The organism is Streptomyces sp. RLA123 (genome assembly GCF_056270165.1).
The window spans coordinates 3,006,237-3,033,139 of record NZ_JBWDOR010000003.1 but is presented as its reverse complement, the minus strand read 5'-3'; the positions used below and the strand labels follow the sequence as shown (position 1 = coordinate 3,033,139).

At 73.7% G+C, this 26,903-nt stretch carries 23 protein-coding genes; 13 read left to right on the top strand and 10 right to left on the bottom strand.

Annotated features, from left to right (window positions below):
- The first annotated feature begins 49 nt into the window (after positions 1 to 49).
- Together RV983_RS13570 and RV983_RS13565 are read left to right on the top strand one after the other, a co-directional pair.
- The gene (locus RV983_RS13570) at positions 50 to 787 is read left to right on the top strand and encodes a hypothetical protein (protein ID WP_475986044.1); all 738 of its coding nucleotides are present in this window, start codon (positions 50 to 52) and stop codon (positions 785 to 787) included.
- Positions 784 to 1,161 carry a GntR family transcriptional regulator gene (locus tag RV983_RS13565; RefSeq protein WP_475986043.1) on the top strand — a complete coding sequence of 126 codons (378 nt, stop codon included), beginning with the start codon at positions 784 to 786 and terminating at the stop codon, positions 1,159 to 1,161. Before RV983_RS13570 ends, RV983_RS13565 begins: the two co-directional genes overlap by 4 nt.
- A 30-nt stretch (positions 1,162 to 1,191) precedes the next feature.
- On the opposite strand, the gene RV983_RS13560 is transcribed toward RV983_RS13565, so the two are convergent.
- From RV983_RS13560 to ligD, 3 genes are all read right to left on the bottom strand, one after another.
- Positions 1,192 to 2,079, bottom strand: a complete 888-nt coding sequence (locus RV983_RS13560) for a glycerophosphodiester phosphodiesterase (RefSeq protein ID WP_475986042.1) — start codon at positions 2,077 to 2,079, stop codon at positions 1,192 to 1,194.
- A gap of 119 nt (positions 2,080 to 2,198) precedes the next feature.
- A complete protein-coding gene (locus RV983_RS13555; protein WP_475986041.1) occupies positions 2,199 to 3,263 on the bottom strand; it encodes a phosphotransferase family protein in 1,065 nt (354 codons plus the stop codon).
- Between the two features lie 225 nt (positions 3,264 to 3,488).
- A complete protein-coding gene (ligD, locus tag RV983_RS13550; RefSeq protein ID WP_475986040.1) occupies positions 3,489 to 4,529 on the bottom strand; it encodes a non-homologous end-joining DNA ligase in 1,041 nt (346 codons plus the stop codon).
- A 75-nt stretch (positions 4,530 to 4,604) separates the two neighbouring features.
- On the opposite strand from ligD, the gene RV983_RS13545 reads away from it, so the two are divergent.
- A complete protein-coding gene (locus RV983_RS13545) occupies positions 4,605 to 5,657 on the top strand; it encodes an ATP-dependent DNA ligase (protein WP_475986039.1) in 1,053 nt (350 codons plus the stop codon).
- Positions 5,658 to 5,692: 35 nt separating this feature from the next.
- Here the strand turns inward: RV983_RS13545 and RV983_RS13540 are convergent, their stop codons facing one another.
- A complete protein-coding gene (locus tag RV983_RS13540) occupies positions 5,693 to 6,292 on the bottom strand; it encodes an NIPSNAP family protein (protein WP_475986038.1) in 600 nt (199 codons plus the stop codon).
- A 50-nt stretch (positions 6,293 to 6,342) separates the two neighbouring features.
- Positions 6,343 to 9,300: a lysylphosphatidylglycerol synthase transmembrane domain-containing protein gene (locus RV983_RS13535; protein ID WP_475986037.1), complete on the bottom strand. Its 2,958-nt coding sequence runs from the start codon at positions 9,298 to 9,300 to the stop codon at positions 6,343 to 6,345.
- Between the two features lie 248 nt (positions 9,301 to 9,548).
- On the opposite strand from RV983_RS13535, the gene RV983_RS13530 reads away from it, so the two are divergent.
- Positions 9,549 to 9,929, top strand: a complete 381-nt coding sequence (locus RV983_RS13530; RefSeq protein WP_475986036.1) for an MGMT family protein — start codon at positions 9,549 to 9,551, stop codon at positions 9,927 to 9,929.
- Between the two features lie 222 nt (positions 9,930 to 10,151).
- The gene (locus RV983_RS13525) at positions 10,152 to 13,442 is read left to right on the top strand and encodes an ATP-dependent helicase (protein WP_475986035.1); all 3,291 of its coding nucleotides are present in this window, start codon (positions 10,152 to 10,154) and stop codon (positions 13,440 to 13,442) included.
- 11 nt (positions 13,443 to 13,453) lie between these two features.
- Here the strand turns inward: RV983_RS13525 and RV983_RS13520 are convergent, their stop codons facing one another.
- Both RV983_RS13520 and RV983_RS13515 read right to left on the bottom strand, forming a co-directional pair.
- Positions 13,454 to 13,864, bottom strand: a complete 411-nt coding sequence (locus RV983_RS13520) for a type II toxin-antitoxin system VapC family toxin (RefSeq protein WP_475986034.1) — start codon at positions 13,862 to 13,864, stop codon at positions 13,454 to 13,456.
- Positions 13,861 to 14,139: a type II toxin-antitoxin system Phd/YefM family antitoxin gene (locus RV983_RS13515; protein ID WP_475986033.1), complete on the bottom strand. Its 279-nt coding sequence runs from the start codon at positions 14,137 to 14,139 to the stop codon at positions 13,861 to 13,863. Before RV983_RS13515 ends, RV983_RS13520 begins: the two co-directional genes overlap by 4 nt.
- 118 nt (positions 14,140 to 14,257) lie before the next feature.
- On the opposite strand from RV983_RS13515, the gene RV983_RS13510 reads away from it, so the two are divergent.
- From RV983_RS13510 to nudC, 3 genes are read left to right on the top strand one after another with little or no spacing between them, the layout of a single operon-like run.
- On the top strand, positions 14,258 to 17,728 hold the full coding sequence (locus RV983_RS13510) for an ATP-dependent helicase (protein ID WP_475986032.1): 3,471 nt from the start codon (positions 14,258 to 14,260) through the stop codon (positions 17,726 to 17,728).
- A 10-nt stretch (positions 17,729 to 17,738) separates the two neighbouring features.
- On the top strand, positions 17,739 to 19,127 hold the full coding sequence (locus tag RV983_RS13505) for a M20/M25/M40 family metallo-hydrolase (RefSeq protein ID WP_475986031.1): 1,389 nt from the start codon (positions 17,739 to 17,741) through the stop codon (positions 19,125 to 19,127).
- Positions 19,128 to 19,179: 52 nt separating this feature from the next.
- Positions 19,180 to 20,163, top strand: coding sequence for an NAD(+) diphosphatase (gene nudC, locus RV983_RS13500; protein ID WP_475986030.1), 984 nt, complete (start codon positions 19,180 to 19,182; stop codon positions 20,161 to 20,163).
- Positions 20,164 to 20,238: 75 nt separating this feature from the next.
- Here the strand turns inward: nudC and RV983_RS13495 are convergent, their stop codons facing one another.
- The gene (locus RV983_RS13495) at positions 20,239 to 20,496 is read right to left on the bottom strand and encodes a glutaredoxin domain-containing protein (protein WP_475986029.1); all 258 of its coding nucleotides are present in this window, start codon (positions 20,494 to 20,496) and stop codon (positions 20,239 to 20,241) included.
- A 162-nt stretch (positions 20,497 to 20,658) separates the two neighbouring features.
- Here RV983_RS13495 and RV983_RS13490 point away from each other — a divergent pair, with 162 nt between their 5' ends.
- The 5 genes from RV983_RS13490 (at position 20,659) to RV983_RS13470 (ending at position 24,344) form a co-directional block, all read left to right on the top strand.
- Positions 20,659 to 22,842, top strand: coding sequence for an ATP-dependent DNA helicase UvrD2 (locus RV983_RS13490; RefSeq protein WP_475986028.1), 2,184 nt, complete (start codon positions 20,659 to 20,661; stop codon positions 22,840 to 22,842).
- A 152-nt stretch (positions 22,843 to 22,994) separates the two neighbouring features.
- Positions 22,995 to 23,303, top strand: coding sequence for a hypothetical protein (locus tag RV983_RS13485; protein ID WP_475986027.1), 309 nt, complete (start codon positions 22,995 to 22,997; stop codon positions 23,301 to 23,303).
- A gap of 104 nt (positions 23,304 to 23,407) precedes the next feature.
- The gene (locus RV983_RS13480) at positions 23,408 to 23,755 is read left to right on the top strand and encodes a WhiB family transcriptional regulator (RefSeq protein ID WP_319665065.1); all 348 of its coding nucleotides are present in this window, start codon (positions 23,408 to 23,410) and stop codon (positions 23,753 to 23,755) included.
- Complete coding sequence (locus RV983_RS13475) at positions 23,752 to 24,063, top strand: hypothetical protein (protein WP_475986026.1); 312 nt, start codon at positions 23,752 to 23,754, stop codon at positions 24,061 to 24,063. The genes RV983_RS13480 and RV983_RS13475 overlap by 4 nt, the downstream gene beginning before the upstream one ends.
- Positions 24,064 to 24,146: 83 nt before the next feature.
- The gene (locus RV983_RS13470) at positions 24,147 to 24,344 is read left to right on the top strand and encodes a hypothetical protein (RefSeq protein ID WP_475986025.1); all 198 of its coding nucleotides are present in this window, start codon (positions 24,147 to 24,149) and stop codon (positions 24,342 to 24,344) included.
- Between the two features lie 17 nt (positions 24,345 to 24,361).
- Here the strand turns inward: RV983_RS13470 and RV983_RS13465 are convergent, their stop codons facing one another.
- Positions 24,362 to 25,732, bottom strand: a complete 1,371-nt coding sequence (locus RV983_RS13465; protein ID WP_475986024.1) for an ABC1 kinase family protein — start codon at positions 25,730 to 25,732, stop codon at positions 24,362 to 24,364.
- Positions 25,733 to 25,753: 21 nt separating this feature from the next.
- The gene (locus RV983_RS13460; protein WP_475986023.1) at positions 25,754 to 26,884 is read right to left on the bottom strand and encodes a TOMM precursor leader peptide-binding protein; all 1,131 of its coding nucleotides are present in this window, start codon (positions 26,882 to 26,884) and stop codon (positions 25,754 to 25,756) included.
- Between the last annotated feature and the right edge of the window lie 19 nt (positions 26,885 to 26,903).

Here is a 26,903-nt window from a genome sequence, read left to right as displayed (position 1 = left end):
ATACAAGCAGCGCGTCCAGGTGTGTGGCGTGTGCTGGGGGGAGATTCTCATGCTCGAACGTGACTCGGTGTCCACCGCCTCGGTGGCTGATCGCTCTGCCCGCTGGGCTGGACTGCTCATCGGAGTCCTTGCCGCCCGGGCGGTGGGACACGGCCTGCGGCACGTCGGTGAGGACGGTGGCGTCGTCTATGCCATATCCGTCTTCGGGCTTTGCGTGGTTGCCGGTGTACTGGCCGGGGACGCGCTGACGCCCCGTCCGCGGGGTGAGATCCGGACTGCTGGGCTGGCCCCGCGCCGGGTGCGCGACCATGTGCCGCCGCGGATGACCGTGCTGCTCTTGGCCCAAGCCGGCGCGCTGGTCGTGCTGATGCTTGTGGTGACCGTCCTGGCCTGGTCCGGCGGCGTCGGTCGCATGGGTGGTCCACTGACTCCCGCGTGCGCGGATTCGTGGTCGGGCGCCTCCTACGGCCTGCCGGTCCTCGGCTGTGTCGCGGTCTCGACAGCCGCGTGTCTTTGGTCGTTGACCCGTGTCGTCCGCCGTCCCGGCGGCGATCAAGCCCGCCGTGACCGTTCGCTGGCCATCGTCGCCGCTTGGGGCCTGCTGGTGTCGGCGCTCTTGCTCGGGGTCGCCTCCACCGCCTCCGGCGACCTGATGAGCACAACCTGTGACGGCATGGCCGGCCGCATCGCGAACTGGGTGCTGTGGCCGACGGCCCTGGTGGCTCTCGTCGCCGTGTCGTGGTGCCTGTTCACCGTGATCTCGCCCCGGGCGCGGGTGCGCCGGTGAGCAACCCCGTCATCCACGTCGAGACCTCCAGCCCTGTCCCGCCGTACGAACAGATCCGCGCCCAGGTCGCCGCACTCATCCTCTCGAAACGCCTCGCCGAAGGGGAACGTCTGCCGACGGTTCGTCAGCTCGCGGCGGACCTCGGCCTGGCGACGGGTACGGTGGCGCGGGCGTACCGCGAGCTGGAGGCGGCGTCGTTGATCCGTACGCACCGCGGGGCGGGGACACGGGTGGCCCCGCTTCCCTCGCCGTCGGCAGGTCCGGATCCCGCGCGGCTGGCGGATCTGACGCGACGGTTCGTCAGGGAGGCACAGGCTCTGGGCGCGGACGGCCCGGCGGTACTGGGTGCCGTACGCGAGGCACTTGACGAATAGTCGTACACGCTGCCGCCTCGTGGGGGCCGCTCACCAGTGCCAGGCGCGCATCACGTCCGGGCGGTTGGTGATGATGCCGTCCGCCCCCAGAGCGACGAGCCGGGCCGCGGTGCGCGGGTCGTCCACCGTCCACGTGTCGATGCGCAGCGGCGTACCGTGCGGGCCCTTGAGGCGGTGGACCTTCGCGACCCAGTCGCGGGTCAGCTTGCGGTAGTCGGGGTTGATCATGTCGGCGAAGGAGGCGTACTCCTTCAGCCGGGAGACCGCCGGGCTGCCGAGGAAGCCGGTCCGCACCGCGGGCCGCAGCCGGTGGGTGGTGCGGAGGGCGGCCGCGCTGAAGCTCTGGACGACGAGCCGGTCGCGGACGTGTCCGGAGTCCAGCCAGCCGGCGCGGTTCAGGACGTCGAGGGTCTGGCGCTCGATGCCGGGGTACAGCTCGGGCTGCTTGAGCTCAAGGAGCAGGCCCTGGCGGTTCCGGTCGAGGAGCGTCAGGTACTGCTGGAGGGTGGGGACGCGTTCGCCTTTGAAGCGCTGGTGCTCGCCGAACCAGCTGCCGGCGTCCAGCCGCCGGATCTCGGCGAGCGTGAAGTCGCGCACGCGCCACGGTTGGCGGCCGGGGAAGACCTGCTCGACGTCGGTGGTGCGGGGAAGGGTCGGGTCGTGGATCACGACGAGGGCGCCGTCGCGGGTGCGCTGGACGTCGTTCTCGATCCAGGTGATGTGCAGCTCGTAGGCCCGGCGTACCGCGGCGAGCGTGTTCTCGGGGGCCTGCCGGGAGGCGCCGCGGTGCGCGAAGACCGTGGGCGCCCGCCCGTCGGGTGCGGCGTGTGCGGGCGGGAGCGGGGCGGAGCACGCCAGCAGGGAGCCGGCGACGGCGGTCATGGTGGCCCCGGCGAGACGGCGCCGCAGACGCTGCATGTGCACTCCTCACGAGGGCGCGGATCCACGAGATTGTTCGCGAGCGCCGGGCAGGGGCGCCGCGACGGCCGGCGGGGCACGGCAGACGGATGAATGCCGGCCCCGCGCCGGCGTCGGTGTCAGCGGCCTTCGGTCATGGCCTCCAGCGATCCGCGGTGCAGGATGAGGTCGTCCGGGTCGGCCGGCATCTCCCGCTCCCCGTGGGCCACCTGCCGGTAGCCCTCGTCCAGCATCACCACGGCGTGCCGCAGGGCCGCGTACAGGGCGTGGAAGTCCGGGTCGCGGGGGGTGTGCCCGGTCAGTTCCGCGTAGATCCCGGCCACCCGGCCGCGGTCCAGGAAGCCGGGCATACCGGGGAAGCCGGAGGCGGTCGCCAGATCCTGGAAGCAGCGGTGCCGGTGCACGAGCCAGGCCAGGTCCAGTTCGCGGGGCCCGGTGCCGCTCATCTCCCAGTCCAGTACGGCCACGGGTGTGAAGTCGGCGTCGTAGACGATGTTGCCGACGCGGGCGTCGCCCCAGCTCAGCACGGACGCACCGGGGTCGGCGGGCCAGCGGTCCGCCAGCCGGGCGAAGGCGCGCTCGACCACGGGGGAGGGGGCCCGGCCCTCGACGACCCGGGCGTACAGGGCGCGTTGCGCGTCGACGTGCTCGCGCAGCCCGCCCTCCGCCGGCACCGAGTGGATCTCCGCGAGCACACCCACCGTGGCGCGCTCCAGCCGTGCCCGTTCCTCCTCGCCGGCGTCGAAGAGCCAGTTGGAGCCGTAGGTGTACGGCATGACGTCCTGCGGGACGCGCCCGGCGACCCGCTCCATGACGAAGAACGGCGCGCCCAGCGGCTCCGGGTCGGGCTCCAGCCAGAGCAGCTCGGGGACGGGGACGCGCGTGCGCGCGGCGACGGACTGGAGGGTGCGGTACTGGGCGGCCAGGTCGGACGACGGGAGAACGGCGGACGCCTCCCGGTCATCCGCCGCCAGCCGCAGCACACAGGGCCGGACCCGCTGCCGGGCGGTGCCGGCGGGATGCGGGACGGCGAGGTCGAACAGGACGGTCTCGCTCGACGGGCCGACGGCGACGGGCACGCGCACGTTCCGGCAGCGGGCGCCGGGGTGCTTGGCGTTCAGCCAGTGGTCGAGTCGGCGGCACAGCAGTTCGGGGTCACGGGTGGTCGTGCGCACCGTGGTCACAGGGCCTCCTTGCCGGTGGAACAGCTGGGGGTGTGGCGGCCGATGCTGCCGAGCTCAAAGATGCCGTAGCCGACCCGGCCGTCCCCGGCGCAACGCGCGGCACGACCGGTGACTCCGTACCCGGCCGGACGCACGACGGCCGGTCAGGCCGGCTCGTTCGCCGCTGGGTTGCGAACAGGCAGCCACCTGATGATGCGTCAGTCGATCCGCGGCGGGAAGGGGGCGTCAGCCGTCGGGTGTGTCGGACGCGGCGTCGGCGGCCTTGCGGCGGGCCCGGCTCGGCTGTACGCGCAGCGGTTCGCCCGGCATCTTCGGGTGGTCCGGCGGGTACGGCATGTCCTCGAGCCCGTGATCGCGTTCGTCGCGCTCGGCCAGTTCCAGCACGGCGTCCAGCCGGAAGGCCTGCCCCTCCATGTCCGCGTGGACATCGCCCTCCTCGGCGTACCGCACCGGCATGCTGGCCAGGTCGAAGTCGCCGGGGTGGGCGTCCGGCAACTCGTCCCAGCGCAGCGGTGCGGAGACCGGGGCGCCCGGCCGGGGGCGGACGGAGTAGGCGGAGGCGATGGTGCGGTCGCGGGCGGTCTGGTTGTAGTCGACGAAGATCTTCTCGCCGCGCTCCTCCTTCCACCACGCGCTGGTCACCTGCTCCGGCATCCGCCGTTCCATCTCCCGGGCGATGGCGATGGCCGCCCGCCGCACGCCGGTGAACGTCCACTCCGGCGCGATCGGCACGAAGACGTGCACCCCGCGCCCGCCGGAGGTCTTGGGCCAGCCGTGCAGGCCCAGTTCCTCCAGCAGCCCGCGCAGCTCGAGGGCGACCAGGACCGCGTCGGCGAAGTCCGTGCCGGGCTGCGGGTCGAGGTCGATGCGCAGTTCGTCGGGGTGGTCGAGGTCGCCGCGGCGGACCGGCCACGGGTGGAAGGTGATGCAGCCGAGGTTGGCGGCCCACAGGACGCCGGCGACCTCGGTGGGGCAGATCTCGTCCGCGTACCGGCCGGAGGGGAAGCGGATGCGGCCGGTGGGGATCCAGTCGGGGGTGTTCTTGGGGGCGCGCTTCTGGAAGAACGACTCGCCGCCGATCCCGTCCGGGTAGCGCTCCATCGTCGTCGGCCGGTCGCGCAGCGCGCGCAGGATGCCGTCGCCGACGGTGAGGTAGTAGCGGGCCACGTCCAGCTTGGTGAATCCGGACTCGGGGAAGTACACCTTGCCGGGGTTCGAGAGCCGGACCGTCCGCTCGCCGACGGTCAGCTCCACAGCCTCGCCCATGCCGCCACCGCCTCTCCCATGCGCACACGGTAGGCCCGACGGGCGTGCGCCGCCTGTCGGGCGGACAATCGCCGCATGGACCTCCCGGTGATGCCGCCCGTGAAGCCGATGCTCGCCAAGTCGGCGCCCGCGATCCCGCCCGGCATGCTCTACGAGGGCAAGTGGGACGGCTTCCGCGCCATCGTCTTCCGTGACGGCCCCGAAGTCGAGATCGGCAGCCGCACCGGCAAGTCCCTGACCCGCTACTTCCCCGAGGTCGCCGAGGCGGTCCGCGCCGCGCTGCCGCCCCGCTGCGTCGTCGACGGCGAGATCGTCCTCGCCCGGGACGGCCGGCTGGACTTCGACGCGCTGCTGGAGCGCATCCACCCCGCCGACTCCCGGGTGCGGCAGCTCGCCGAGCGCACCCCTGCCTCCCTCGTCGCCTTCGACCTGCTCGCACTCGGCGACCGCTCGCTGATGACGGACCCGCAGAGCTGGCGCCGCCAGGCGCTGGTGGACGCGCTCGGCCCCGTCCGGCCGCCGGTCCACGTGGCGCCGTCCACGACCGACATCGACCTGGCCCGGCGGTGGTTCGAGCAGTTCGAGGGGGCCGGCCTGGACGGCGTCGTCGCCAAGCCCCCGGACCTCGGCTACCGCCCGGACGAACGCGTCATGATCAAGGTCAAGCACGAGCGCACGGCGGACTGCGTCCTGGCCGGCTTCCGCTGGCACAGGTCCGGCCCCGTCGTCGGCTCCCTGCTGCTCGGCCTCCACGACGCCGCCGGCCGGCTCCAGCACGTCGGCGTCAGCGCGTCCTTCCCGATGCGCCGACGCGAGGAACTGGCGGCGGAGCTGGAGCCGCTGCGCATGCCCGGCGTCGAGGGGCATCCGTGGGCCGAGTGGGGGGAAGCCGAGCCTGGCGGCCGGATGCCCGGCGCCCAGAGCCGCTGGAGCGCGGGCAAGGACCTCTCCTGGGTCCCGCTCCGCCCCGAACGCGTGCTGGAGGTGGCCTACGACCACATGCAGGGCGACCGCTTCCGGCACACCGCCCAGTTCCGCCGCTGGCGCCCGGACCGCGACCCGGCCGACTGCACGTACGCGCAGCTGGAGGAACCGGTGGGCTACGACCTGGCGGACATCCTCGGCTAGCGCCGGCGCCCCCCGCTTCGCGGATCCCGGCCCGGTCAGCCCAGCGAGCCGCGCACCGGGACCAGCCGCAGCTCCCGGGGCGGCCGCAGCAGACCGCTGCCGGGCCCCGCGGGCCGGGGGGCCGCCCGGTGGGCGTCGGCGTCGGGGTAGGCGGAGAACCACACGACGACGTCCTCGCCGGTGCGCACGGGCAGCGCGGGGAAGCCGTTCGCGGCGTGCTCGGTGCGGTGCACCGCCTGCGCGGACGGTGGTGCCGTGAATGCGGCCGGTTCTGCGGGGTGGCAGATCGTCGCGACGACCAGCTCCGCGTCGTCCGGCACGCGGTAGCCGGGGCCGCGCAGCAGCAGGACGTCGTCCGAGTCGGCCATGGTGGCGTTGGCCTCGGTGCGGTGCGCCTGCCAGACCGGGCCGCCGTAGAAGGCCTGGAGGGCGCGAGTCCTGGCCGCCATGTCCGGGAAGGCCCGCATCCACACAAAGCGGCCCGGGTCGTCGAGGTCGCGGAAGCGCCCGCCGACGCGGATGCCCGCGGCTTCCTGGCCGGTGACGAACTCCCGCTCGAAGAGCGGGACGAGGGCGCCGAGTCCGCCCGGGTGCAGCGTGTACTGGCGCAGTTCGACGATCTGTGAGGTGTTCATGGCGGCACGGTAGGGGCGGCCCACTGACATCTGCTGTCAGTGGGCCGGACTCACAACTCCTGGCGTCTGGTGAGCTGGGTGAACGCCAGCCAGCCGGGCAGCACCGGCAGCCAGAAGGTCAGCACGCGGAACAGCAGGACCGCCGAGGTCGCCGTCGCCGAGTCCAGCCGCCCGATGGTTGTCAGCCCCGCGATCAGCGCGCCCTCGACCGCTCCGAGGCCGCCGGGGGTCGGCGCGGCCGAGCCGAGCGCGTTGCCGGCCAGGAAGATCACGGCGACCGCCGCGAAGTTCACCTCGCCGTGGAAGGTGCGGACGCTGGCGTCCAGGCACAGCACGAAGAAGAGCGTCAGCAGCAGCGTGCCGCCGATGCCCGTGGTGAGCTTCAGCGGCTGCTGCAGGACGTCCAGCATGCGCGGCACCACACCGGCGAACAGCGCCCTGATCCGCGTCGACGCGAAACGCCGCAGCGACGGGACCGCGGTGACGATCAGGAAGAGCACCCCGACGGTCAGCACGCCGGCCATCACCGTCCGGGAGGGCGACAGGGACGGCGTCTTCTCGGTGCCGGTGATGTAGCCGAAGACCATCAGCAAGGTGATGTGCGAGCCGAGGCCCACCAGCTGCGACGCTCCGACGCTCGCCACCGCCAGCCCCGGCCGCACCCCGGACTTCTGGAGGTAACGGGTGTTGAGGGCCACGCCGCCGATGGCGGCGGGGGCGACCAGCTTCACGAACGAGCCCGCGATCTGGGCCAGTGTCGTCCGCAGGAACGACAGCTTCTCCGGCACGAAGCCGGACAGTGCCATCGCCGCCGCGACGTAGCTCGCCGCGGAGGCGAGCACCGCGACGATGATCCAGCCCCAGTTGGCCTCGGCCAGCAGGGTCGCCGGGTCGATGCTGCTGATCTGGGAGAGCAGGAAGTACGCGGCGAAGGCGCCGGCGATGATGCTCACCAGGGTGCGCGGCCGCACCCGCTCCAGCCGCACCGGCTCCACCGGGGCCTGCGGGCGGATCAGCAGCACCTGGTGCCGGATCCGCGTGAGCAGGTCCTCCTCGCGGGCCTCCTCCAGCGCGTCATCGAGGGCTTTCTTCTCGGCCCGCCGTGCGGCCTTGGTCTCCTTGGCCTTGTTGCCGGACTCCCCGCCGGCCATCCGCCGCGCCTTAAAGGCGGCGAGCACGGCATCCCGCTCGCGCTGCGCCCGCTCCCGGGCGAGCTGCTTGAGCGTGGCGCGGGTGGTCCGGCTCAGCGCGATGGGCTGCAGCAGGGGCAGCGAGTCGGCGACCGCGTCCGGGCCCAGGACGGCCACGGCGGAGGCCACCGAGCGCTCGGGGCCCACGCGCAGCGCCAGGGTGGTCAGCAACTGCGCCACGTCCATGCGCAGCACGAGGTCGCCTGCCGCGATCTCCCCGCCGCGCAGGTCGGTCAGGAAGACGGTGCCGGAGCGATCCACCTGGAGGGACTCGCCGACCAGCCTGCGGTGCGCGATACGCCGCGACTGGAGCGACTTCGCCTGCTCCCAGGCGCCGCGCAGCAGCTCGTCGGTGATCTCCCTGTCGGGCAGGACGTCCAGCGAGCGGCCGCCCATGTGCTCGTAGACCAGCATCACCGCGTCCGGGCCGAGCTCGGACGTGGCGATCAGCCGGGGGGCGTTCGCGCCGGCGGCGATGGCGGCGTAGGCGAGCAGCGCCTCCTGCTCCAGCGCCTGGCGCAGCGACTGGAGGTTGCGGCGCTGGGTGATGCCGCGCAACTGGAGCCGGCGCCACATGCGGTAGAAGAAGCCGTGTGCCTGCTGCTCGCGGTCCACGACCGTGACGTCCAGCAGCGGTCCGTCCTCCAGCGTCACCAGGTAGCGGCGGCCGCGCTCCGACTCCGGGGAGTCCGGGAACTCGTCCTCCGCCCGGACCGCCGTCAGCGGCGCGAAGCCGACCCGGCGCAGGCCCGCCAGCAGGTTCTGGCCGGTGGGACGCACATTGGGCGAGCCGACGCCGTAGAGCGTGCCGTAGGCCACCGTCCAGCCGATGAGCACGGTGACGAAGATCGAGAACGGTGTGGTGTAGCCGCCCATCAGCACCGCGAAGGAGTCCAGGAACAGCACCGACCACAGCGCCACCCGCCAGCGGGGGCGGCGCGCCATCCCGACGGCGGTCATGTACGCGATGACCGGCGCGAGATAGCCGTGGACGGGGTCGGTCAGACCGCCGCCCGGCGCGTCGCGGGTCAGCGCGTCCCGGATCGCCGTCGGCGCCGCGTCCGAGACCCACAGGTCGGTGGCGAGGGAGACGCCGTGCGCGAGGACGGCCGCGAGCACACCGTCCGCGATGCGCAGCCCGTCCCGCTTGATCAGCCGCTCCACGGCGAACGCGACGGGCACGATGAGCACCGCCACGGTCGCCAGCAGCCCGGCGATGGTGATCAGCGGCTCGGGCGCATGGGTGGCGCCCTGGGCGATGTCCTGCTCCACGCCGGAGGTCGTCGCGTGGGCGAAGCCGGCGATGCCCAGCACCAGCGCGATGCCGAGGACGCCGAACAGGAAGCTCATGAGGTCGATGGGCCGGTGCACGCGCGCGGGCAGCAGGGGCTCGTCGCGGGCCACCGGGTCGGTGTGCGGGCAGTTCTCGGCGGCGTCGGCGTCGGCGGCGGCGTCGTCTTCGTCTTCGGTGGTGGCGGCGTCCGCGTCCGCCTTCGCCGGTGCGCTGTCGCCGTCGCCGTCGCCGGGGTCGGGGTCGGCGGAGGATGTGACCTTCGCCTCGTTCCCGCCGGCGCTCGCCGTCCCGTCCCGCGCGCTGCCGGCGCCGGAGGCCTCCGGCGGGCGGGCCGGGCCGCTCCCTGCGGGCTCGGCGGGGTCCGTCGAGGGTGTCTGTTCGTGCCGGTCCCGGCCGTCGCGGCCCTGGGGGGCGCCGGCCGCGGTGGCGACGGCCGGTTCGGCCGTCCTCGCGTCGGCCGGAGCGCCCGCGGCGGCCGACGCGCGCGGGACGACAGCGACGGCCTCAGCGGTCGCGGGTGTCACCGGGACGGCGTTTGCGCTGGTCAGCGGCGCGTCAGAGGCAGCGCCGACCGCGCCAGCGGCTTCGTTCCCGCTCGCGTCGTGGTTGTCGTCTGTCTCTTTTTGATCTCGTATCACCAGTCACCGCCCGGATGATGGTGGCACGAGCCGCCCGCGCATGGGCGCAGGAGGGGGCAATTCGCCGCCCTGGGCGCCCCCGCGCGCGCTCCCGTCCGCCTCGACTGTCGGTGCCCTCGGGCACGATGTGACGTATGAGCGAGGAGGAGACGGCCGACGGCCCCCCGGAGCTGCCGGCCTACGCGGAGCGTGTCCTGGAGGTCACCGAACGCATCCCGCCCGGGAAGGTCATGACCTACGGCGACGTCGCCGAGTGGCTGGGGGAGGGCGGCCCCCGGCAGGTCGGCCGCGCGATGGCGCTGTACGGGGGCGCCGTTCCGTGGTGGCGCGTGGTGCGCTCGGACGGCGGCCTGCTGCCCGGTCACGAGCTCGACGCCATGGCCCACTACCGCGAGGAGGGCACGCCGCTGCGCCCGGCCCCGCACGCCGCGAAGGGGCACATACCCCGCCTCGACATGCGCCGGGCCCGCTGGGACGGGACGGCGGCCCCGGACGGCCCTGGCGGTACGGACTGAACAGCGCGCGCTCACATCCTCCAGCTTCCGCCATCCGGGCGCCGTTGATGCCATCGGCCGTCCGTAAGAAGTACGGCGGGCGGCGCGACGCGGCTCCCGCATCCGTACCGGAAGGGCGGGACGCGTAACGGCGCCGCCGTCCGGTGGCGTAGCGTCGGCACCCGGCCGTTCCCGGCCCGGCACACCAACAGCACATGAACGCACACGGAACCGGCGAACCACGTGACCTCCTCCTCCACTCGGCAGACGGACGCCGCCGCGCGGCGCTCCGGGGGGACGGTCGGGCCGTCGGGCGGCTACCGACTGCTACGGACCCCGCCGCAACCGGTGACGCCCCCTGAACTGGACGCCTCCCAGCGTGCGGTGGTTGAGCACTCCGGCGGACCGCTGCTCGTCCTCGCCGGACCCGGCACCGGCAAGACGACCACCCTGGTCGAGTCCGTCGCCGAACGGGTGCGGCGCGGCACCGACCCCGGGCGCGTCCTGGTGCTCACCTTCAGCCGCAAGGCGGCCGGCGAACTGCGCGACCGCATGGCCGCCCGCATGGGTGGCGCGGCGGCCCCGGCGGCGACCACCTTCCACTCGTTCTGCTACGCCCTGGTGCGGGCCCACCAGACCCCCGAGCTCTTCGCCGACCCCTTGCGCCTGCTCTCCGGCCCCGAGCAGGATCTCGCCGTGCGCGAGCTGCTGGCCGGCGAGCCGGAGCTCGAGCGCGCCGGCCGGGGCCGGGTGCGCTGGCCCGACGAGCTGCGGGCGGCGCTGACCACACGCGGTTTCGCCGACGAGGTCCGCGCGGTGCTCGCCCGCACCCGGGAACTGGGCCTCGGACCGCGCTCCCTGGCCGCCTTCGCGGGCCGCAGCGGCCGCCCGGACTGGACGGCGGCCGCCGGATTCCTCGCCGAGTACCTGGACGTCCTCGACCTCCAGGGTGTCATCGACTACGCCGAGCTCGTGCACCGCGCGGTGCTCCTCGCCGGGCGGCCCGAGGTCGCCCGGCACCTCGCCGGGGCGTACGAGGCCGTGTACGTCGACGAGTACCAGGACACCGACCCCGCCCAGGTGCGGCTGCTGCACGCGCTGGCCGGCGGCGGCCGGACCCTGGTGGCCTTCGGCGACCCGGACCAGTCCGTCTACGCCTTCCGCGGCGCCGACGTGAACGGCATCCTCGGCTTCCCCGACACCTTCCGGCACCGCGACGGCCGCCCCGCCGACGTACGCGTCCTCACCGTCGCGCGCCGCTCGGGAGAACGGCTGCTCGCCGCCACCCGGCTGCTCGCCGCCCGCATGCCGCTGACCCGGCTGCCGGCCGCTGCCGTCCGCGCCCACCGCGAACTGGCCCCGCTCCGCGACGGCGGCGCACTGGCCGTCCGCACCTACCCGACGCCCGGCGCCGAACTCGACGGCGTCGCCGACGTGCTGCGCCGCGCCCATCTGGAGGACGGCCTGCGCTGGTCGGACATGGCCGTCCTGGTCCGCGCCGGTTCCCGCTCGCTGCCCTCCCTGCGCCGCGCCCTCACCTCCGCGGGCGTCCCCGTCGACATCGACGGAGACGACCTGCCGCTGCGCGACGAGCCCGCCGTGGCACCGCTGCTGCTCGGCCTGCGGGTGTGTGCGCAGGCCGCCGTCCCGGCCGTCCCAGGACCCCCGTGGCTGGGCGTCGATGACGCCCTGACCCTGCTCGGCTCCCCGCTGGGCGGCATGGACGCCGCCGACCTGCGGCGCCTGGGCCGCGCCCTGCGCGAGGAGGAGCGGGTCTCGGGCGTTGCCGTGCCCCGGCCGTCGGACGAGCTGATCACCGAGGCGCTCGCCGAACCCGAGCGCCTCGTCGCGCACGATCCCTCGTACGCCCGCGGCGCCCAGCGCCTGGGCGGGCTGCTGCGTACCGCGCGCGGGCTGCTGGCGGACGGCGGCACCGCCGAGGACGCCCTGTGGGCGCTCTGGGACGGCACCCCCTGGCCGGGGCGGCTGGAGCGCGCCGCCCTGCGCGGCGGCGCGGGCGGCCGCAACGCCGACCGCGACCTGGACGCGGTCTGCGCGCTGTTCGACACCGCGGCGCGGGCCGAGGAGCGCACCGGCGGCCGCGGCGCGCTGAACTTCCTGGAGGAGCTGGCCGCCCAGGACATCGCCGCCGACGTGCTGACCCGCCGCGCCGTCCGCCCGGACGCCGTACGGCTGATGACGGCGCACCGCTCCAAGGGCCTGGAATGGCCGCTCGTGGTCGTCGCGGGCGTCCAGGAGGGGCTCTGGCCCGACCTGCGCCGCCGCGGCTCCCTGCTGGAGGCCGACCGCATCGGACGGGACGGCCTGGCCGAGCCGCTGACACCGGGCGCGCTGCTCACCGAGGAGCGACGGCTTTTCTACGTCGCCGCGACCCGGGCCCGCGACCGCCTGGTGGTCACCGCCGTGAAGGCCGCCGCCGACGACGGCGACCAGCCCTCCCGCTTCCTGCGCGAGCTCGGCGTCGAACCGGTCGACGTCACCCATCGTGCCCGCCGCCCGCTCGCCGTCGCCCCGCTCGTCGCCGAACTGCGCGCCACCACCGTGGACCCGGCCGCCTCCCCGGCGCTGCGCGAGGCCGCCGCCCTGCGCCTGGCCCGGCTGGCCGCCCTGGAGGACGCGGGCCAGCCCCTGGTGCCCGCCGCGCACCCCGAGCGCTGGTGGGGACTGTACGAGCAGACCCGCTCCGAGGTCCCGCTGCGCGACCGCGACCAGCCGGTGGCGCTGTCGGGCAGCGCCTTGGACCAGCTGGCCAACACCTGCGCGCTGCAATGGTTCCTCGGCCGCGAGGTGAAGGCCGAGCCCCCGGCCACCGCCGCCCAGGGCTTCGGCAACGTCCTGCACGTCCTCGCCGACGAGGTGGCCTCCGGCCGCACCCCGGCCGACCTGGACGTCCTGATGGAGCGGCTGGACTCGGTCTGGAACGCCCTCGCCTTCGACGCGCCCTGGAAGTCGCAGCAGGAGAAGGAGAACGCGCGCGCCGCCCTGGAACGCTTCCTGCACTGGCACGTCATGGAACGCGGCCGGCTCCCCGTCGCCTCCGAGCACGGCTTCGACGTCACCCTGGAGACCGGCGAGGTCTCCGTCCGGATCCGCGGCAGCATGGACCGGGTCGAGACGGACGCCGAGGGCAACGCCTACGTCGTCGACTTCAAGACCGGCAAGAGCAAGCCCACGGCCGCCGAGGTGGAGCACCACGCACAACTGGCCGTCTACCAGCTCGCCGTGCGCGAGGGCGCGGTCGACGAACTCTTCCACGACACCCGGCCCGCCCCCGGCGGCGCCGAACTCGTGCAACTGCGCCTTGGCGCCGCCCGCAGGGACGGCGGCGACGCGCAGCCCACCGTCCAGTCCCAGGAACCGCTGACGGGGGAATGGGCCGACGGCCTGCTCGCCGACGCCGCCGCCCGCGTCCTGGACGAGCGCTTCACCCCCTCCAGCGGCCAGCACTGCGACAACTGCGCCTTCAAGGCGGCCTGCAGCGCCCGCCCGGAGGGCCGGCAGATCGTGGAGTGACGCCGGACCGCTCAGGCCCTTACCGGCGCTTCGACGGTCAGCCCGATGTCCTGGGCGGCCTTCAGCAGGCGCTCGTCGTAAGTGACGAACACGAGCGGATCCGCGCCCGCCTGGCCGGCGAGAAGGTGCGCCGTCGCGAGATGGATGGCGTCAAGTGACCTGAGCAGCGGATCGTCATAGGCGGATGCCGTGGCACGGACCGTCGCGTCGATCTCGAACCGGTAGAGCCTGGTGATCACGCCGGGGACGCCGGCGAGTGCCTGCGGGGCGGATCGGCGCAGGGCGCGCGGCACCTCCACCTCGACGAGCGACGACGACACCAAGGGCTCATCGGAGCGGTCGTTCAGCCAGCCGACCAGCTCCCCGGTGCCCCGCTCCCGGCGGACCATCTTCACGATCGCCGCCGAGTCGAGGTAGATCACCAACGCTCCTCGTCGCGCATCGAGACGAGTGCGGCCGCCGTGTCGATCTCCGGATCGCCGAGTGCTGGAGGCAGCGGGATCGGGCCCGAGGCCGCAGGTGCGATAGCGCGCCCTTCGGCGACCATGCGGTCCAGCAGGTTCTGGCTGCCCGTGATGGGCACGAGGCGGGCCACAGGGGTTCCGCTCACGGTCACCTCCAGGATTTCGCCGTGCTGCACTCGCGCGAGCACGGCACTGGTGTTCTGGTTCAGTTCGCGTACCGGGATGCGCTCCATGGCGTCAGCGTAGAACGTGATGTTCTACGTTGGTAGGGCGGAATACGCCCGAAAGGGTGGGGACCAGGAGTCCCGGCGGCTCCGTCCGCTGTCGGTGGCGCCCGATAGCCTCCCCTTTGTGTCGTCCCGTATCACCGGCCCCGAACAGCTCAAGGAGCTGCTGGGCATCCCGTTCACCCCGGAGCAGCTGGCGTGCATCACCGCGCCGCTCGCGCCGCAGGTGATCGTGGCCGGCGCCGGGTCGGGGAAGACGACGGTGATGGCGGCCCGCGTGGTGTGGCTGGTCGGCACCGGACAGGTCGCGCCGGAGCAGGTACTCGGGCTGACGTTCACCAACAAGGCGGCGGGGGAGCTCTCCGAACGCGTGCGCAAGGCGCTGGTCCGGGCCGGCGTCACCGACCCGGACCCGGCCGACCCCGACCGTGCCCCCGGCGAGCCGCAGATATCGACCTACCACGCCTTCGCCGGGCAGCTGCTGAAGGAGCACGGGCTGCGCATCGGGCTGGAGCCGGCCGCGCGGCTGCTCGCCGACGCGACGCGCTACCAGCTGGCCGCCAAGGTGCTGCGTGCCGCGCCCGGCCCCTTCCCCGCGCTCACCAAGGGCATCCCGGGTCTGGTCAGCGATCTGCTGGCGCTGGAGAGCGAGCTCGCGGAGCACCTGGTGCCGCCCGAGCGGCTGCTCGCGCACGACCGCGCGTGGCTCGCCGAACTCGACGGCATCCGGCTCACCAACGCCGATCTGCGCCGGCTCCCCGAGACCGCCCGCGCCCGGACCGACCTCACCGGTCTCGCGACGGCCTACCGCGCGGAGAAGAAGAAGCGCGACCTGCTCGACTTCGGCGACCAGATCGCGCTGTCCGCCACGCTCGCCCGCACCCGGCCGGAGGTCGGGCGGATCCTGCGCGAGCAGTACGCGGTGGTGCTGCTCGACGAGTACCAGGACACCTCCGTCGCCCAGGGCCTGCTGCTCTCCGGGCTGTTCGGCGACGGCACCGGCCATCCGGTCACCGCCGTCGGCGACCCCTGCCAGGCCATCTACGGCTGGCGCGGCGCGTCCGTCGCCAACCTCGACGACTTCCCCCGCCACTTCGCACACGCCGACGGCACCCCGGCCCGCCGCCAGTCCCTTTCGGAGAACCGGCGCAGCGGCGGCCGCCTGCTGGACCTCGCCAATGAGCTCGCCACCGAGCTGCGCGAACGCCACGAGGGCGTCGAGGCCCTGCGGCCCGCGCCCGGCGCCGAGCGGGACGGCATCGTGCGCTGCGCGCTGCTGCCCACGCAGGAGGAGGAGATCGACTGGATCGCCGACTCCATCGCCCACCTGGTCCGCACGGGCACCGCCCCGGGCGAGATCGCGGTGCTGTGCCGGGCCGCCGGCCACTTCGCCGACATCCATGCCGCGCTCGTCGCCCGCGACGTGCCCGTGGAGGTCGTCGGCCTGTCGGGACTGCTCGACCTCCCCGAGGTCGCCGACCTGGTCGCGGTCTGCGAGGTGCTGCAGGACCCGACCGCCAACGCCGCCCTCGTACGGCTGCTGACCGGGCCGCGGTGGCGCGTCGGCGCCCGCGACCTGGCGCTGCTCGGGCGGCGGGCGCGGCTGCTGGTGCCGGGCCGCGGCGAGATCGCCGACCGGCTGGCGGCCGCCGTGGAAGGCGTCGACCCGGCCGAGGTGATCTCCCTGGCCGACGCCCTGGAGACCTTCGTCGACGGGGAGCCCGAGGACCGCCTGCCCTTCTCGCCCGAGGCCCGGGTGCGCTTCGCGCGGCTGGCCACCGAGATACGGGAGCTGCGCCGCGCCCTGGCCGACCCGCTGATGGACGTCCTGCACCGGGTGCTGGCGGTCACCGGCCTGGAGGTCGAGCTCTCGGCGTCCCCCCACGCCCTGGCCGCGCGCCGCCGCGAGACGCTGCACGCCTTCCTGGACGTCGCCGCCGGCTTCGCCTCCCTGGACGGCGAGGCGACCCTGCAGGCCTTCCTCGCCTTCCTGCGCACCGCGGCCCAGTACGAGAAGGGTTTGGACAGCTCGCTGCCCGGCGGCGAGAACACGGTCAAGGTGCTCACCGCGCACAAGTCCAAGGGCCTGGAGTGGGACGTCGTCGCCGTCCCGGGGCTGGTGCGCAAGGGCTTCCCGAGCGAGCGCGGCCGGGAGCTGTGGCACACCAACGCCAAGGTGCTGCCGCATGCCCTGCGCGGCGACGCCGCCACGCTCCCCGACGTCCAGGAGTGGTCGCGGGCGGGACTGGCCGAGTTCAAGACGGCGATGGCCGAGCACAACCGCGTGGAGGAGCTGCGGCTCGGCTACGTCACCTTCACCCGCCCCCGCTCCCTGCTGCTCGGCTCCGGCCACTGGTGGGGCCCCACCCAGAAGCGCCCCTTCGGGCCCTCCGCGTTCCTGGACGCGCTGCGCGCCCACTGCGAGGCCGGCCACGGCGAGGTCGAGTACTGGGCCGCCCCGCCGGAGGAGGACGCCGCCAACCCGGCCCTCAGCCGCGGCACCGAGCCCGCCTGGCCGCTGCCCCTGGACCCGCAGGCCCTGGGCCACCGCCGCGAGGCCGCCCGTCGCGTGCTGGACCACCTGGACGCCTTCTTGCGGCAGGCGCCCGCCGGCGCCGCACCGGTCGACCCCGACTGGCCGCCCCCGGAGGAGGAGCCGCCCTTCGACTTCGAGGACTTCGAGGACTTCGAGGACTTCGAGGCCGAGGAGCCGCCGTACGAGGTCGAGGCCGAGGAGCCCGGCGACTGGGAGGACTGGCCCGCCGAACGGCCCGCCGTCCCCGGGCCGCGGCCCACTCCCGGGCCGACGGACGACACCACCACCCCCGAGCCCGATCACGAGTCCCAGCCGGAGCCCGAGCCCGAGCACGGCGGCCGCGCGCAGCTGCTGCCGGAGGAGGCGCGGTTGGCCGCCTCCTGGGACCGCGACCTGGACGCCCTCGCCGCAGAGCTGCGCCGGGCCCGCGCCGCCGTGCGCGACGTGCCCCTCCCGCTGACGCTGACCGCGTCCCAGCTACTACGCCTGGCCGCCGATCCCGACGGCTTCGCCCGCGAGCTCGCCCGCCCGATGCCGCGCAGGCCGCAGCCCGGCGCGCGCCGGGGCACGCGCTTCCACGCCTGGGTGGAGTCCCGGTTCGAGGAGCTGCCGCTGATCGCCCCCGAGGACCTGCCGGGCATCGAGGGCGACGACGAGATCGCCGACGAGCACGACCTGACCGCGCTCAAGGAAGCCTTCCTCGACACCCCTTACGCCGAGCGCACGCCCTACCGCGTCGAGGCGCCGTTCCAGCTCAGCCTGGCCGGACGGGTGATCCGCGGCCGGATCGACGCCGTCTACCGGGAGGGCGACCGCTACGAGATCGTCGACTGGAAGACCGGCCGCGCCGGCTCCGCCGATCCGCTGCAGCTCGCCGTCTACCGGCTCGCCTGGGCCGAGCTGAAGCGCGTCCCGCCGGAGCACGTCACGGCCGCCTTCCTGCACGTCCGCACGGGCGAACTGGTCCGTCCGCCCGAGCTGCCCGGCCGGGCGGCGCTGGAGCGTCTGCTGCTGGGGGAGCCCGGAGGCGACGAGGGCTCCGGGGCCGTCGCCCGATAGGCTCATGGCCATGAGCACCACCTCGGACAGCGCCGTCCGTACGTACATCGCGACCCACCGTGAGGCTTTTCTCGGCGAACTCGCCGAGTGGCTGCGCATCCCGTCCGTGTCGGCCGATCCCGGGCGGTCCGGGGACGTGGAGCACAGTGCCCGGTGGCTGGCCGCGAAGCTGCGGGAGACGGGGTTCCCGGTCGCCGAGGTGTGGCCGACCGCGGGCGCGCCCGCGGTCTTCGCCGAGTGGCCCTCCGACGACCCGGACGCCCCGGCGGTGCTGGTCTACGGCCACCACGACGTGCAGCCCGCGGCCCGCGAGGACGGCTGGGACAGCGATCCCTTCGAGCCCGTGGTCCGCGACGGGCGGATGTACGGGCGCGGCGCCGCGGACGACAAGGGCCAGGTGTTCTTCCACACGCTCGGCGTCCGCGCCCACCTCGCCGCCACTGGCCGCACCGCGCCCGCCGTGCACCTGAAGCTGCTGGTCGAGGGCGAGGAGGAGGCCGGCTCGCCGCACTTCGCCGACCTGGTGCGCGCCCACGCCGGCCGGCTGGCCTGCGACACGGTGATCGTCTCCGACACCGGCATGTGGGACGAGGACACCCCGACCGTCTGCACCGGCATGCGGGGGCTCGTCGACTGCCAGGTCGACCTGCGCGGCCCCGACCAGGACATCCACTCCGGATCCTTCGGCGGTGCCGTCCCCAATCCGGCCACCGAGGCCGCCCGGTTGGCCGCCGGGCTGCACGACGCGGACGGCAGGGTCGCGATCCCCGGCTTCTACGACGGCGTCGTGGAACTGACCGAGCGGGAGCGGGAGCTGTTCGCGCGGCTGCCCTTCGACGAGAAGCGCTGGCTGCGCACCGCCCGGTCGTACGCGGCGAGCGGTGAGGCCGGCCACTCCACCCTGGAGCGGGTCTGGGCCCGCCCCACCGCCGAGGTCAACGGCATCGGCGGCGGCTACCAGGGGCCCGGCGGCAAGACGATCGTGCCGGCCGCCGCCCAGCTGAAGCTGTCCTTCCGGCTGGTCGCCGGGCAGGACACCGACACGGTGCAGCGGCTGGTCGCCGACTGGATCGCCGCGCGCGTCCCGGACGGCATCCGGCACGAGATCACCTTCTGGGGCGCGACCCGACCGTGCCTGACGCCACTGGACCACCCGGCACTGGGCGCGCTGACGCGCGCGATGGGGCGGGCCTTCGGCAAGGAGGTCCTGTTCACTCGTGAGGGTGGTTCGGGACCGGCGGCCGATCTGCAGGACGTGCTCGGTGTCCCCGTTCTCTTCCTGGGAATTTCCGTGCCGTCCGACGGTTGGCATTCAGTGAACGAGAAGGTCGAGCTCGACCTGCTCCTGAAGGGCGTGGAGACCTCCGCGTACCTGTGGAGCGAGTTCGCGACTCTGTGAGCATCCGCAAGAATCCGCGCGCTACGGGGAGTTGACAGCAGTTTTGTCCGATATGCCTGGTACGTCCGGTAATCCTGACACCGGGAAGGGCACCGGCCCGGCGTCCGACCCGGCGACCCTGCCACCCCTGGCCCGCTGGTCGGGCATCGACCGTGCCGCCCTCCACCGTCTCGACGAGGCGTGGCTGGCGGCCGCCTGGAGTCACCCCACGACCCGGGTCTTCGTGGTCTCGGGCGGCCAGGTGCTGGTCGAGGACACCCCCGACGGCGGGACCGAACTGGTCATGATGCCGTCCTTCGAGGCGCCGGAGAGCGAGGTGCACCGCTACTTCCTCGGCATCGACGAGGACGGCGTGCGCTACTTCGCGCTGCAGAAGGACAGCCTCCCGGGCCGGATGGACGACGTGGCCCGCCCGGCCGGGCTGCGCGAGGTGGGCGCGCTGCTCTCCGACCGTGACGCCGGGCTGATGGTGCACGCCGTCGCGCTGGAGAACTGGCAGCGGATGCATCGCTTCTGCTCCCGCTGCGGCGAGCGCACGGTGGTCGCCGCGGCCGGCCACATCCGGCGCTGCCCGGCCTGCGGGGCCGAGCACTACCCGCGTACCGACCCCGCGGTGATCATGCTGGTCACCGACGACCAGGACCGCGCGCTGCTCGGCCGCCAGGTGCACTGGCCGGAGGGCCGGTTCTCGACCCTGGCGGGCTTCGTGGAGCCGGGGGAGTCCCTGGAGCAGGCCGTCGTCCGCGAGGTCGCGGAGGAGGCGGGGGTGACGGTGGCCGGGGTGTCGTACGTGGCCAGCCAGCCGTGGCCGTTCCCCTCCAGCCTGATGCTGGGCTTCATGGCCTGGGCCTCGTCGTCGGAGATCACGGTGGACGGCGAGGAGCTGCACGAGGCGCGCTGGTTCTCCCGCGAGGAGTTCGGCAAGGCGATGGAGACGGGCGAGGTGCTGCCGCCGCACGGCATCTCCATCGCGGCCCGGCTCGTCGAGCGCTGGTACGGCAAGCCGTTGCCGGTGCGGCAGGGACCTCCGTCGTGACGGCCGGCGTGGTCACGGCCGACTGAGCGGACGGGCCCGGCCGCGGGGAGTGCCGCGCGGCCGGGCCCGAGGGCCTCAGCTCGCCAGGGCCTGCTTGACCTGGGCGAGGCTCGGGTTGCTCAGCGAGATCGGCTCGGCGCCGCTCTCCGGGGTGATCAGCAGCGTCGGGACCAGCTGGTTCCCGCCGTTGACGGTCTCGACGAACTTCGCCGACTCCGGGTCGTGCTCGATGTTGATCTCCTTGAAGGCGATGCCCTCACGGTCCATCTGGCCCTTCAGGCGGCGGCAGTAGCCGCACCACGTGGTGCTGTACATCGTCACGGTGCCGGACATCGGGGTTCGCTCCTCAGGGCTGGGGGATCGAGGTGAAGATAGCGTCCTGAGAACGCCAACCCCAGGGTCGCGCATTCCTTGCATTCGCATCCGATCCGACGATCGGACCTCAGCTGTGGATAACTTTCCCGGGTGTCTCCCCGGACCTGGCAGCATGGCGGGGTGACTGCTCCAACGCATACCCCACTCTTCCCGGAGTTCTCCGCCGTCCCGGACTCCCCGGATGCCGTGCTCGCCGGGCTCGACCCCGAGCAGCGCGCGGTCGCCACCGCGCTGCACGGCCCGGTGTGCGTGCTGGCGGGCGCCGGCACGGGCAAGACCCGCGCGATCACGCACCGGATCGCGTACGGGGTGCGGGCCGGGATCCTGCAGCCCGCCAGCGTCCTCGCGGTCACCTTCACCGCCCGGGCGGCCGGTGAGATGCGCGGACGACTGCGGCAGCTGGGCGCGGGCGGCGTGCAGGCACGCACCTTCCACTCCGCCGCGCTGCGGCAGCTCCAGTACTTCTGGCCACGCGCGATCGGCGGCGAGATGCCGCGGCTCGCCGAGCGCAAGATCCAGCTGGTCGCCGAGGCCGGCGCCCGCTCCCGCATCCGGCTGGACCGCAACGAGCTGCGCGACGTCACCGGCGAGATCGAGTGGGCCAAGGTCACCCAGACCGTCCCGGAGGACTATCCGGCCGCCGCCGCCAAGTCCGCCCGCGAGGTGCCGCGCGACGCCGCGGAGATCGCCCGGATCTACACCACGTACGAGCAGCTCAAGCGCGACCGCGGCGTCATCGACTTCGAGGACGTGCTCTTGCTCACGGTCGGCGTCCTGGAGGACCGTCCGGACGTCGCCGAGGCCGTCCGCGGCCAGTACCAGCACTTCGTCGTCGACGAGTACCAGGACGTCAGCCCGCTGCAGCAGCGGCTGCTCGACCTGTGGCTCGGCGGGCGGGACAGCGTCTGCGTGGTCGGCGACGCCTCGCAGACCATCTACTCCTTCACCGGCGCCACCCCCGAGTTCCTGCTCGGCTTCCGCACGCGGCACCCGGACGCCACCGTGGTCAAGCTCGTCCGCGACTACCGGTCCACCCCGCAGGTCGTGCATCTCGCCAACGGACTGCTGTCGCAGGCCCGCGGCCAGGCCGCCCAGCACCGCCTCGAGCTGGTCTCGCAGCGCGAGGCCGGCCCCGAGCCGTCCTACACCGAGTACGCGGACGAGCCGGCCGAGGCCGAGGGCACCGCGCGCCGGATCCGGGAGCTGATCGACGACGGAGTGCGGCCCAGCGAGATCGCCGTGCTCTACCGGGTCAACGCCCAGTCCGAGGTCTACGAGCAGGCCCTCGCCGACGCCGGGGTGCCCTACCAGCTGCGCGGTGCCGAGCGCTTCTTCGAGCGGCCGGAGGTCCGCGAGGCGGGGATGCTGCTGCGCGGCGCGGCCCGGGCCAGCGATCCGCTGGAGGACGCGGACCTGCCCGCACACGTCCGGGCGGTGCTCGGCACACGCGGCTGGTCCCCGGAGGCCCCGGCGGGCTCCGGCGCGGTCCGTGACCGCTGGGAGTCGCTTGCGGCGCTCGTGCGGCTCGCCGAGGACTTCGCCCGCGCCCGGGCGGACGCCACCCTCGCGGACTTCGTCACCGAACTCGACGAGCGGGCCGGCGCACAGCACGCCCCCACCGTCGAGGGCGTCACGCTCGCCTCGCTGCACGCCGCCAAGGGCCTGGAGTGGGACGCGGTGTTCCTGGTCGGTCTGACCGAGGGCACCATGCCGATCACCTACGCCAAGACCGACGAGCAGGTGGAGGAGGAGCGGCGGCTGCTCTACGTCGGCGTCACCCGTGCCCGCTTCCACCTGGGGCTGTCCTGGGCGCTGTCGCGTTCCCCGGGCGGCCGCGGCGGCCGGCGGCCCTCGCGCTTCCTGGACGGACTGCGGCCGGGCACGGCGGCCCGGGGCCGGGCGGGCGCCCGCCCTGCCGGGGGCGGCGTGGAGCGCGGCGCGGGCGGCCGGCGGCGACGCGGGCCGGTGCACTGCCGGGTCTGCGGACGCACGCTCTCCGACGCGGGCGAGATCAAGCTGATGCGCTGTGAGGACTGCCCCTCCGACATGGACGAGGCGCTGTACGAGCGGCTGCGCGAGTGGCGGGTCGAGCAGGCCAAGGAGCTCGGTCAGCCGGCCTACTGCGTCTTCACGGACAAGACGCTGCTCGCCATCGCCGAGGTGAGGCCTTCCACGGAGGCCGAACTGTCGGTTATCTCCGGAGTCGGGGCCCGCAAACTGGACAAGTTCGGCGCCGAGGTTCTCGCCCTGTGCACCGGCTCCGGGACGGGTGATGAAGCTGTTGCAGAAGACTCCGAAAAATAGTTTGCGCGCCCCGAGGAAATCCCCATAACCTGCGTGAGCGCGGACGACGCGGCTTCGTGGAGGACCTTCCCGGAGCGGTGGAATCCGTGATGTACTGACCGAGCACAACCTGTCCAGACCAGCCACGAGATGCCTGAGAGGAGGCGAGACCAGTGATCAACTTCATCCACAACACGACCGATCGCACGGTCGTCGCCGCCTGCCCGCTCGGTGCCTCACTCCTTGGCACCGGTCTGTCCAGCAGCCTGTCCGGTCGTGTGTCCGCCCTGGGCACTCCCGCCCTCTCCCTGCGAGAGCGCGCGGGCGAGCGGCCGACTCAGGCTCCGGCGGAAGCGGTAATGGCACAGGCCAAGACCAAGGCCTATGCCTTTGCGGCGACCAATGGTGCCGGAATCCCGAAGACGCAGCAGCACCCGAAGTGGGCCTTCCGCGGGCTCGAACCCTGGAGTGATCCAGCCTGACAGACGATCAGGCCGGCGCCTTCAGGGCCGCGGAATCCCAGACCGGGATCCGCGGCCCTTCTGTTTTCCCACCCCAAGACAAACAGATGAGGAACGAAGCGATCGTGCACATCACCTCGCACGCACCGTCCGTACCCACCCCAGTTCGCCCGCCTGACCCGGAGGTCACCTTGATCCCCCTCACCGAGCTCGACGACGAGATCGAGCGCCTCGGCGTCCCCGTCCCGTGCCGGACCTTCGACCCGGAGGTCTTCTTCGCCGAGTCCCCGGCCGATGTCGAGTACGCCAAGTCGCTGTGCCAGACCTGCCCGGTCCGTGAGGCCTGCCTCGCCGGCGCGAAGGACCGCCGTGAGCCCTGGGGTGTCTGGGGTGGAGAGCTGTTCGTCCAGGGTGTCGTGGTGCCCCGCAAGCGGCCCCGTGGCCGTCCGCGCAAGAACGCGGTCATGGCATGAAGCACCCGGCTGTCGGAACGATCGATCGACCCCTCACGCGCGACCCGATGAAACAGGCCCCGATGAATCCGCCCACCAGCGAACGCCCCGCACCCACTGCCGACGCGCCGACCGCGCGCCAGAACAGGAACCTTGAAATGCAACTCATGCCAGAAGCCCTGGCTCGCGCCCATATGCAAGAGCGCCTCTACGAGGCCGAGCACGAACGGATGGCGCTGCGCGTGCTCACCGCGCGCCGGCTGCAGCGCCGTGCCGAACGTGCCTCGCTGCGCGCCCGCCGCGCGCTCGCGATGGCCGTGATGCAGTAGCGGTAGCAAGCGGTCACACATCCGCACCGACACACAACCGCGGGGCCGGTCGATTTCGACCGGCCCCGCGGTATCGTCACGAAGTGGACCAGAAGACTCAAGTCGATCGGGTCGGGACTGCTCCCACGACGACGTGCGCCCGCTGCGGCGCGGTCGCCCAGGGACTCCCCCTCACCTGGACCTGCTCGGTGGAGAACGGCAGTCGCGTGTACTTCTGCGACGACTGCGCGCGCGGCAACCTCCGCAGTATCGAGGGGCGGCTGGATTCCGCCTGGTGGTAGCGCTCCGACCGCAGCTCCTAGGCCGAGGCGTCCTCGATCTCGGGCAAGGGAGCCTCCCCGTCCCCGGCGAACCCGGGCAGCCACTCGAGCAGCTCGTCCCGCAGCCGCACGGTCGCCGCCAGCTGGCACAGCACCCCGATGGTGCTCAGCGTCACCCGGTGGATCAGCAGGTACGAGGGCGGCAGATTGAGCTGCTTGCCCAACTGGTGCGCGGGTGAGCGCGGGTCGGCGATCCGTGCGGCCTGTGCACGCATCCAGTCGCGGGCGAAGGCGAACTCCTCCACTGCCGCGGGCGTGATGATCGGCCGCAGATAGTCCAGGACGGCGTCCGGATCGAGGTCGATGGTCGGCCTGACGAAGCCCTCCTGGCGGAGCATCGCGTGCACCGACTCGGCGTCGTCGGCCAGTGCCAACCGCAGGGCCGTCCCTATCGGCACCGGGAGGCCCTCCGGCAGCCGGTCGACAGTGCCGAAATCCAGCACGCCCAGCCGCCATCCCGCCGCCGGGCCGTCGTCCATCAGCAACCGGAAATTGCCCGGGTGCGGGTCGGCGTGCAGCAGGCCCGTGCGGGCGGGGCCGGCGAACAGGAAGCGCGCCAGCAGTTGCCCCGCGCGGTCGCGCATCTCCTGGCTGCCCCGGGAGATCACCTCCGCCAGCGGCACCCCGTCCATCCACTCGGTGACCAGCACCCGTTCCGTGCGGTGCACCACGTCCGGCACGAACACATCCGGGTCGCCGTCGAACTCCGTCGCGTGCGCGTGCTGGGCCTGGGCCTCCAACTCGTAGTCCAGTTCCTCGGAGATCCGCTCGCGCAGCTCCGTGATCAGCGGCTTGATGTCCATACCGGGGATGAGCGGCCCGAACAGCCGCGCCACCCGGCCCAGTTGGTTCAGGTCCGACAGCAGGGCGTCGCCTGCGCCGGGGTACTGCACCTTCACCGCGACCTTGCGGCCGTCGTGCCAGACGGCGCGGTGCACCTGGCCGATCGAGGCGGCGGCCGCGGGCTGGTCCTCGAACTCCGCGAACAGCTCGCGCCAGTCCTCGCCGAGCCGTTCCGCCAGCACCCCGTGCACCGTGCGGGTGGGCATCGGCGGCGCCGCGTCCTGCAGTTTCGTCAGCGCCGCCCGGTAGGGGCCGGCCACTTCCTCGGGCAGCGCGGCCTCGAAGACGGACAGCGCCTGCCCGAACTTCATCGCGCCGCCCTTGAGGGACCCCAGCGTCGCGAAGAGCTGTTCGGCGGTCCGCTTCTGGAGTTCGGCCGAGACCTCTTCCGCCGGGCGGCCCCCGAGCCGCTTGCCCAGCCCCAGTGTCGCCCGGCCCGCGAATCCCAGGGGGAGCGCGGCCAACTTGGCGGTTCGGGTCACCGCTTTACGCGGAAGATCAGACATGTGCCCCCACTTTCCGGTCGGTCACCCCGTCATTGTCCCCCGCCCCTCCCGGACGGCGGCACCCAGTTCCCGAGTCGCACCACATCCGCACCTGCGGTCCGCGGGGACCGGACGCACCTCGCCGGCCAGCCGGGCGAGCCCCAGCTCCCAGCGCGCCCCGCAGCTCGGCGGCCGGCCCCCGTCGACGAACGCCAGGGCATGGGCCGCCGCCACCCCCGCGACCGTCGTGGCCAGCGCCACATCGCAGGCCGGCACCCCACCGCGACCGGACCGCAGCTGCGCCAGCACCCGGGGCCACGCCGCGTCCGCGTCGGCCATCCGCAGCCCCAGGCAGCCGGCGCAGCCGGTGCTGCCCGGCACCACCAGCGGACCGACGACCCCCATGCCCTCCAGCACCCCGGCGTACAGATGGGGGATCCTCGCCGCCAGCAGCGGTTCGGCCTCGCGGGGATCGGGCGCGTAGGCCGCCAGCCCGTCCCTCGGCGCGAGCACGACCAGGGAGAGCCGCGGTTCCGGCCGGGCGGACGGCCCCCGTCTGCCGGCCGCGCCGGCCCGCGGATCGGGCGCCGCTCGCCGGACCAGACCGCGCGCCGCAGCGTCCCGGCGTTCTCCGATGTGATCCGCCGGGATACCGCCCGGCGCGGTGTCCCACGGCTCTACCCGGCCGTCGTCGCGTACGTCGACCCGGCCCACCCCCGCCGCCGACAGCACCCCCGCGATCGTGGCCCCGACGCGTCCCGCCCCCACGACGCGCACGCGTGCGCCGCGCCGCTCCCGTATCCGGGCGGCCGCTCCGCCGGGATCGGTGTGGACGACGGACAGCGACGCAAGATCGGGCCGGAGCCGGTCCAGCGCCGCCGAGCGGTGACTCATGGCCTCCGAGAGCTCGGCGTGCGAGGACGCGTCGTCCAGGACGCCCCCTTGGGCGAGCAGCCCGAGCAGCCGCCGGGCCTGGCGGGGCTCCAGCCCCAGCGACTCGGCCTCCCGGGCCAGCGGGCCGATCCCTCGCGTGCCGTCGAGCAGGTCCAGGAAGGCGGAGGCCGCGCCGTCCACCGAGTCCAGCACGACGGCGTGGGCCGGGTCGACCCCGAATTGCAGGCTTTCCCGACTGCGCCAGCTGCGGCGCATGGCGGGCTTGAGCATGGGACGCATCGCCACCCCCGTGGACGGG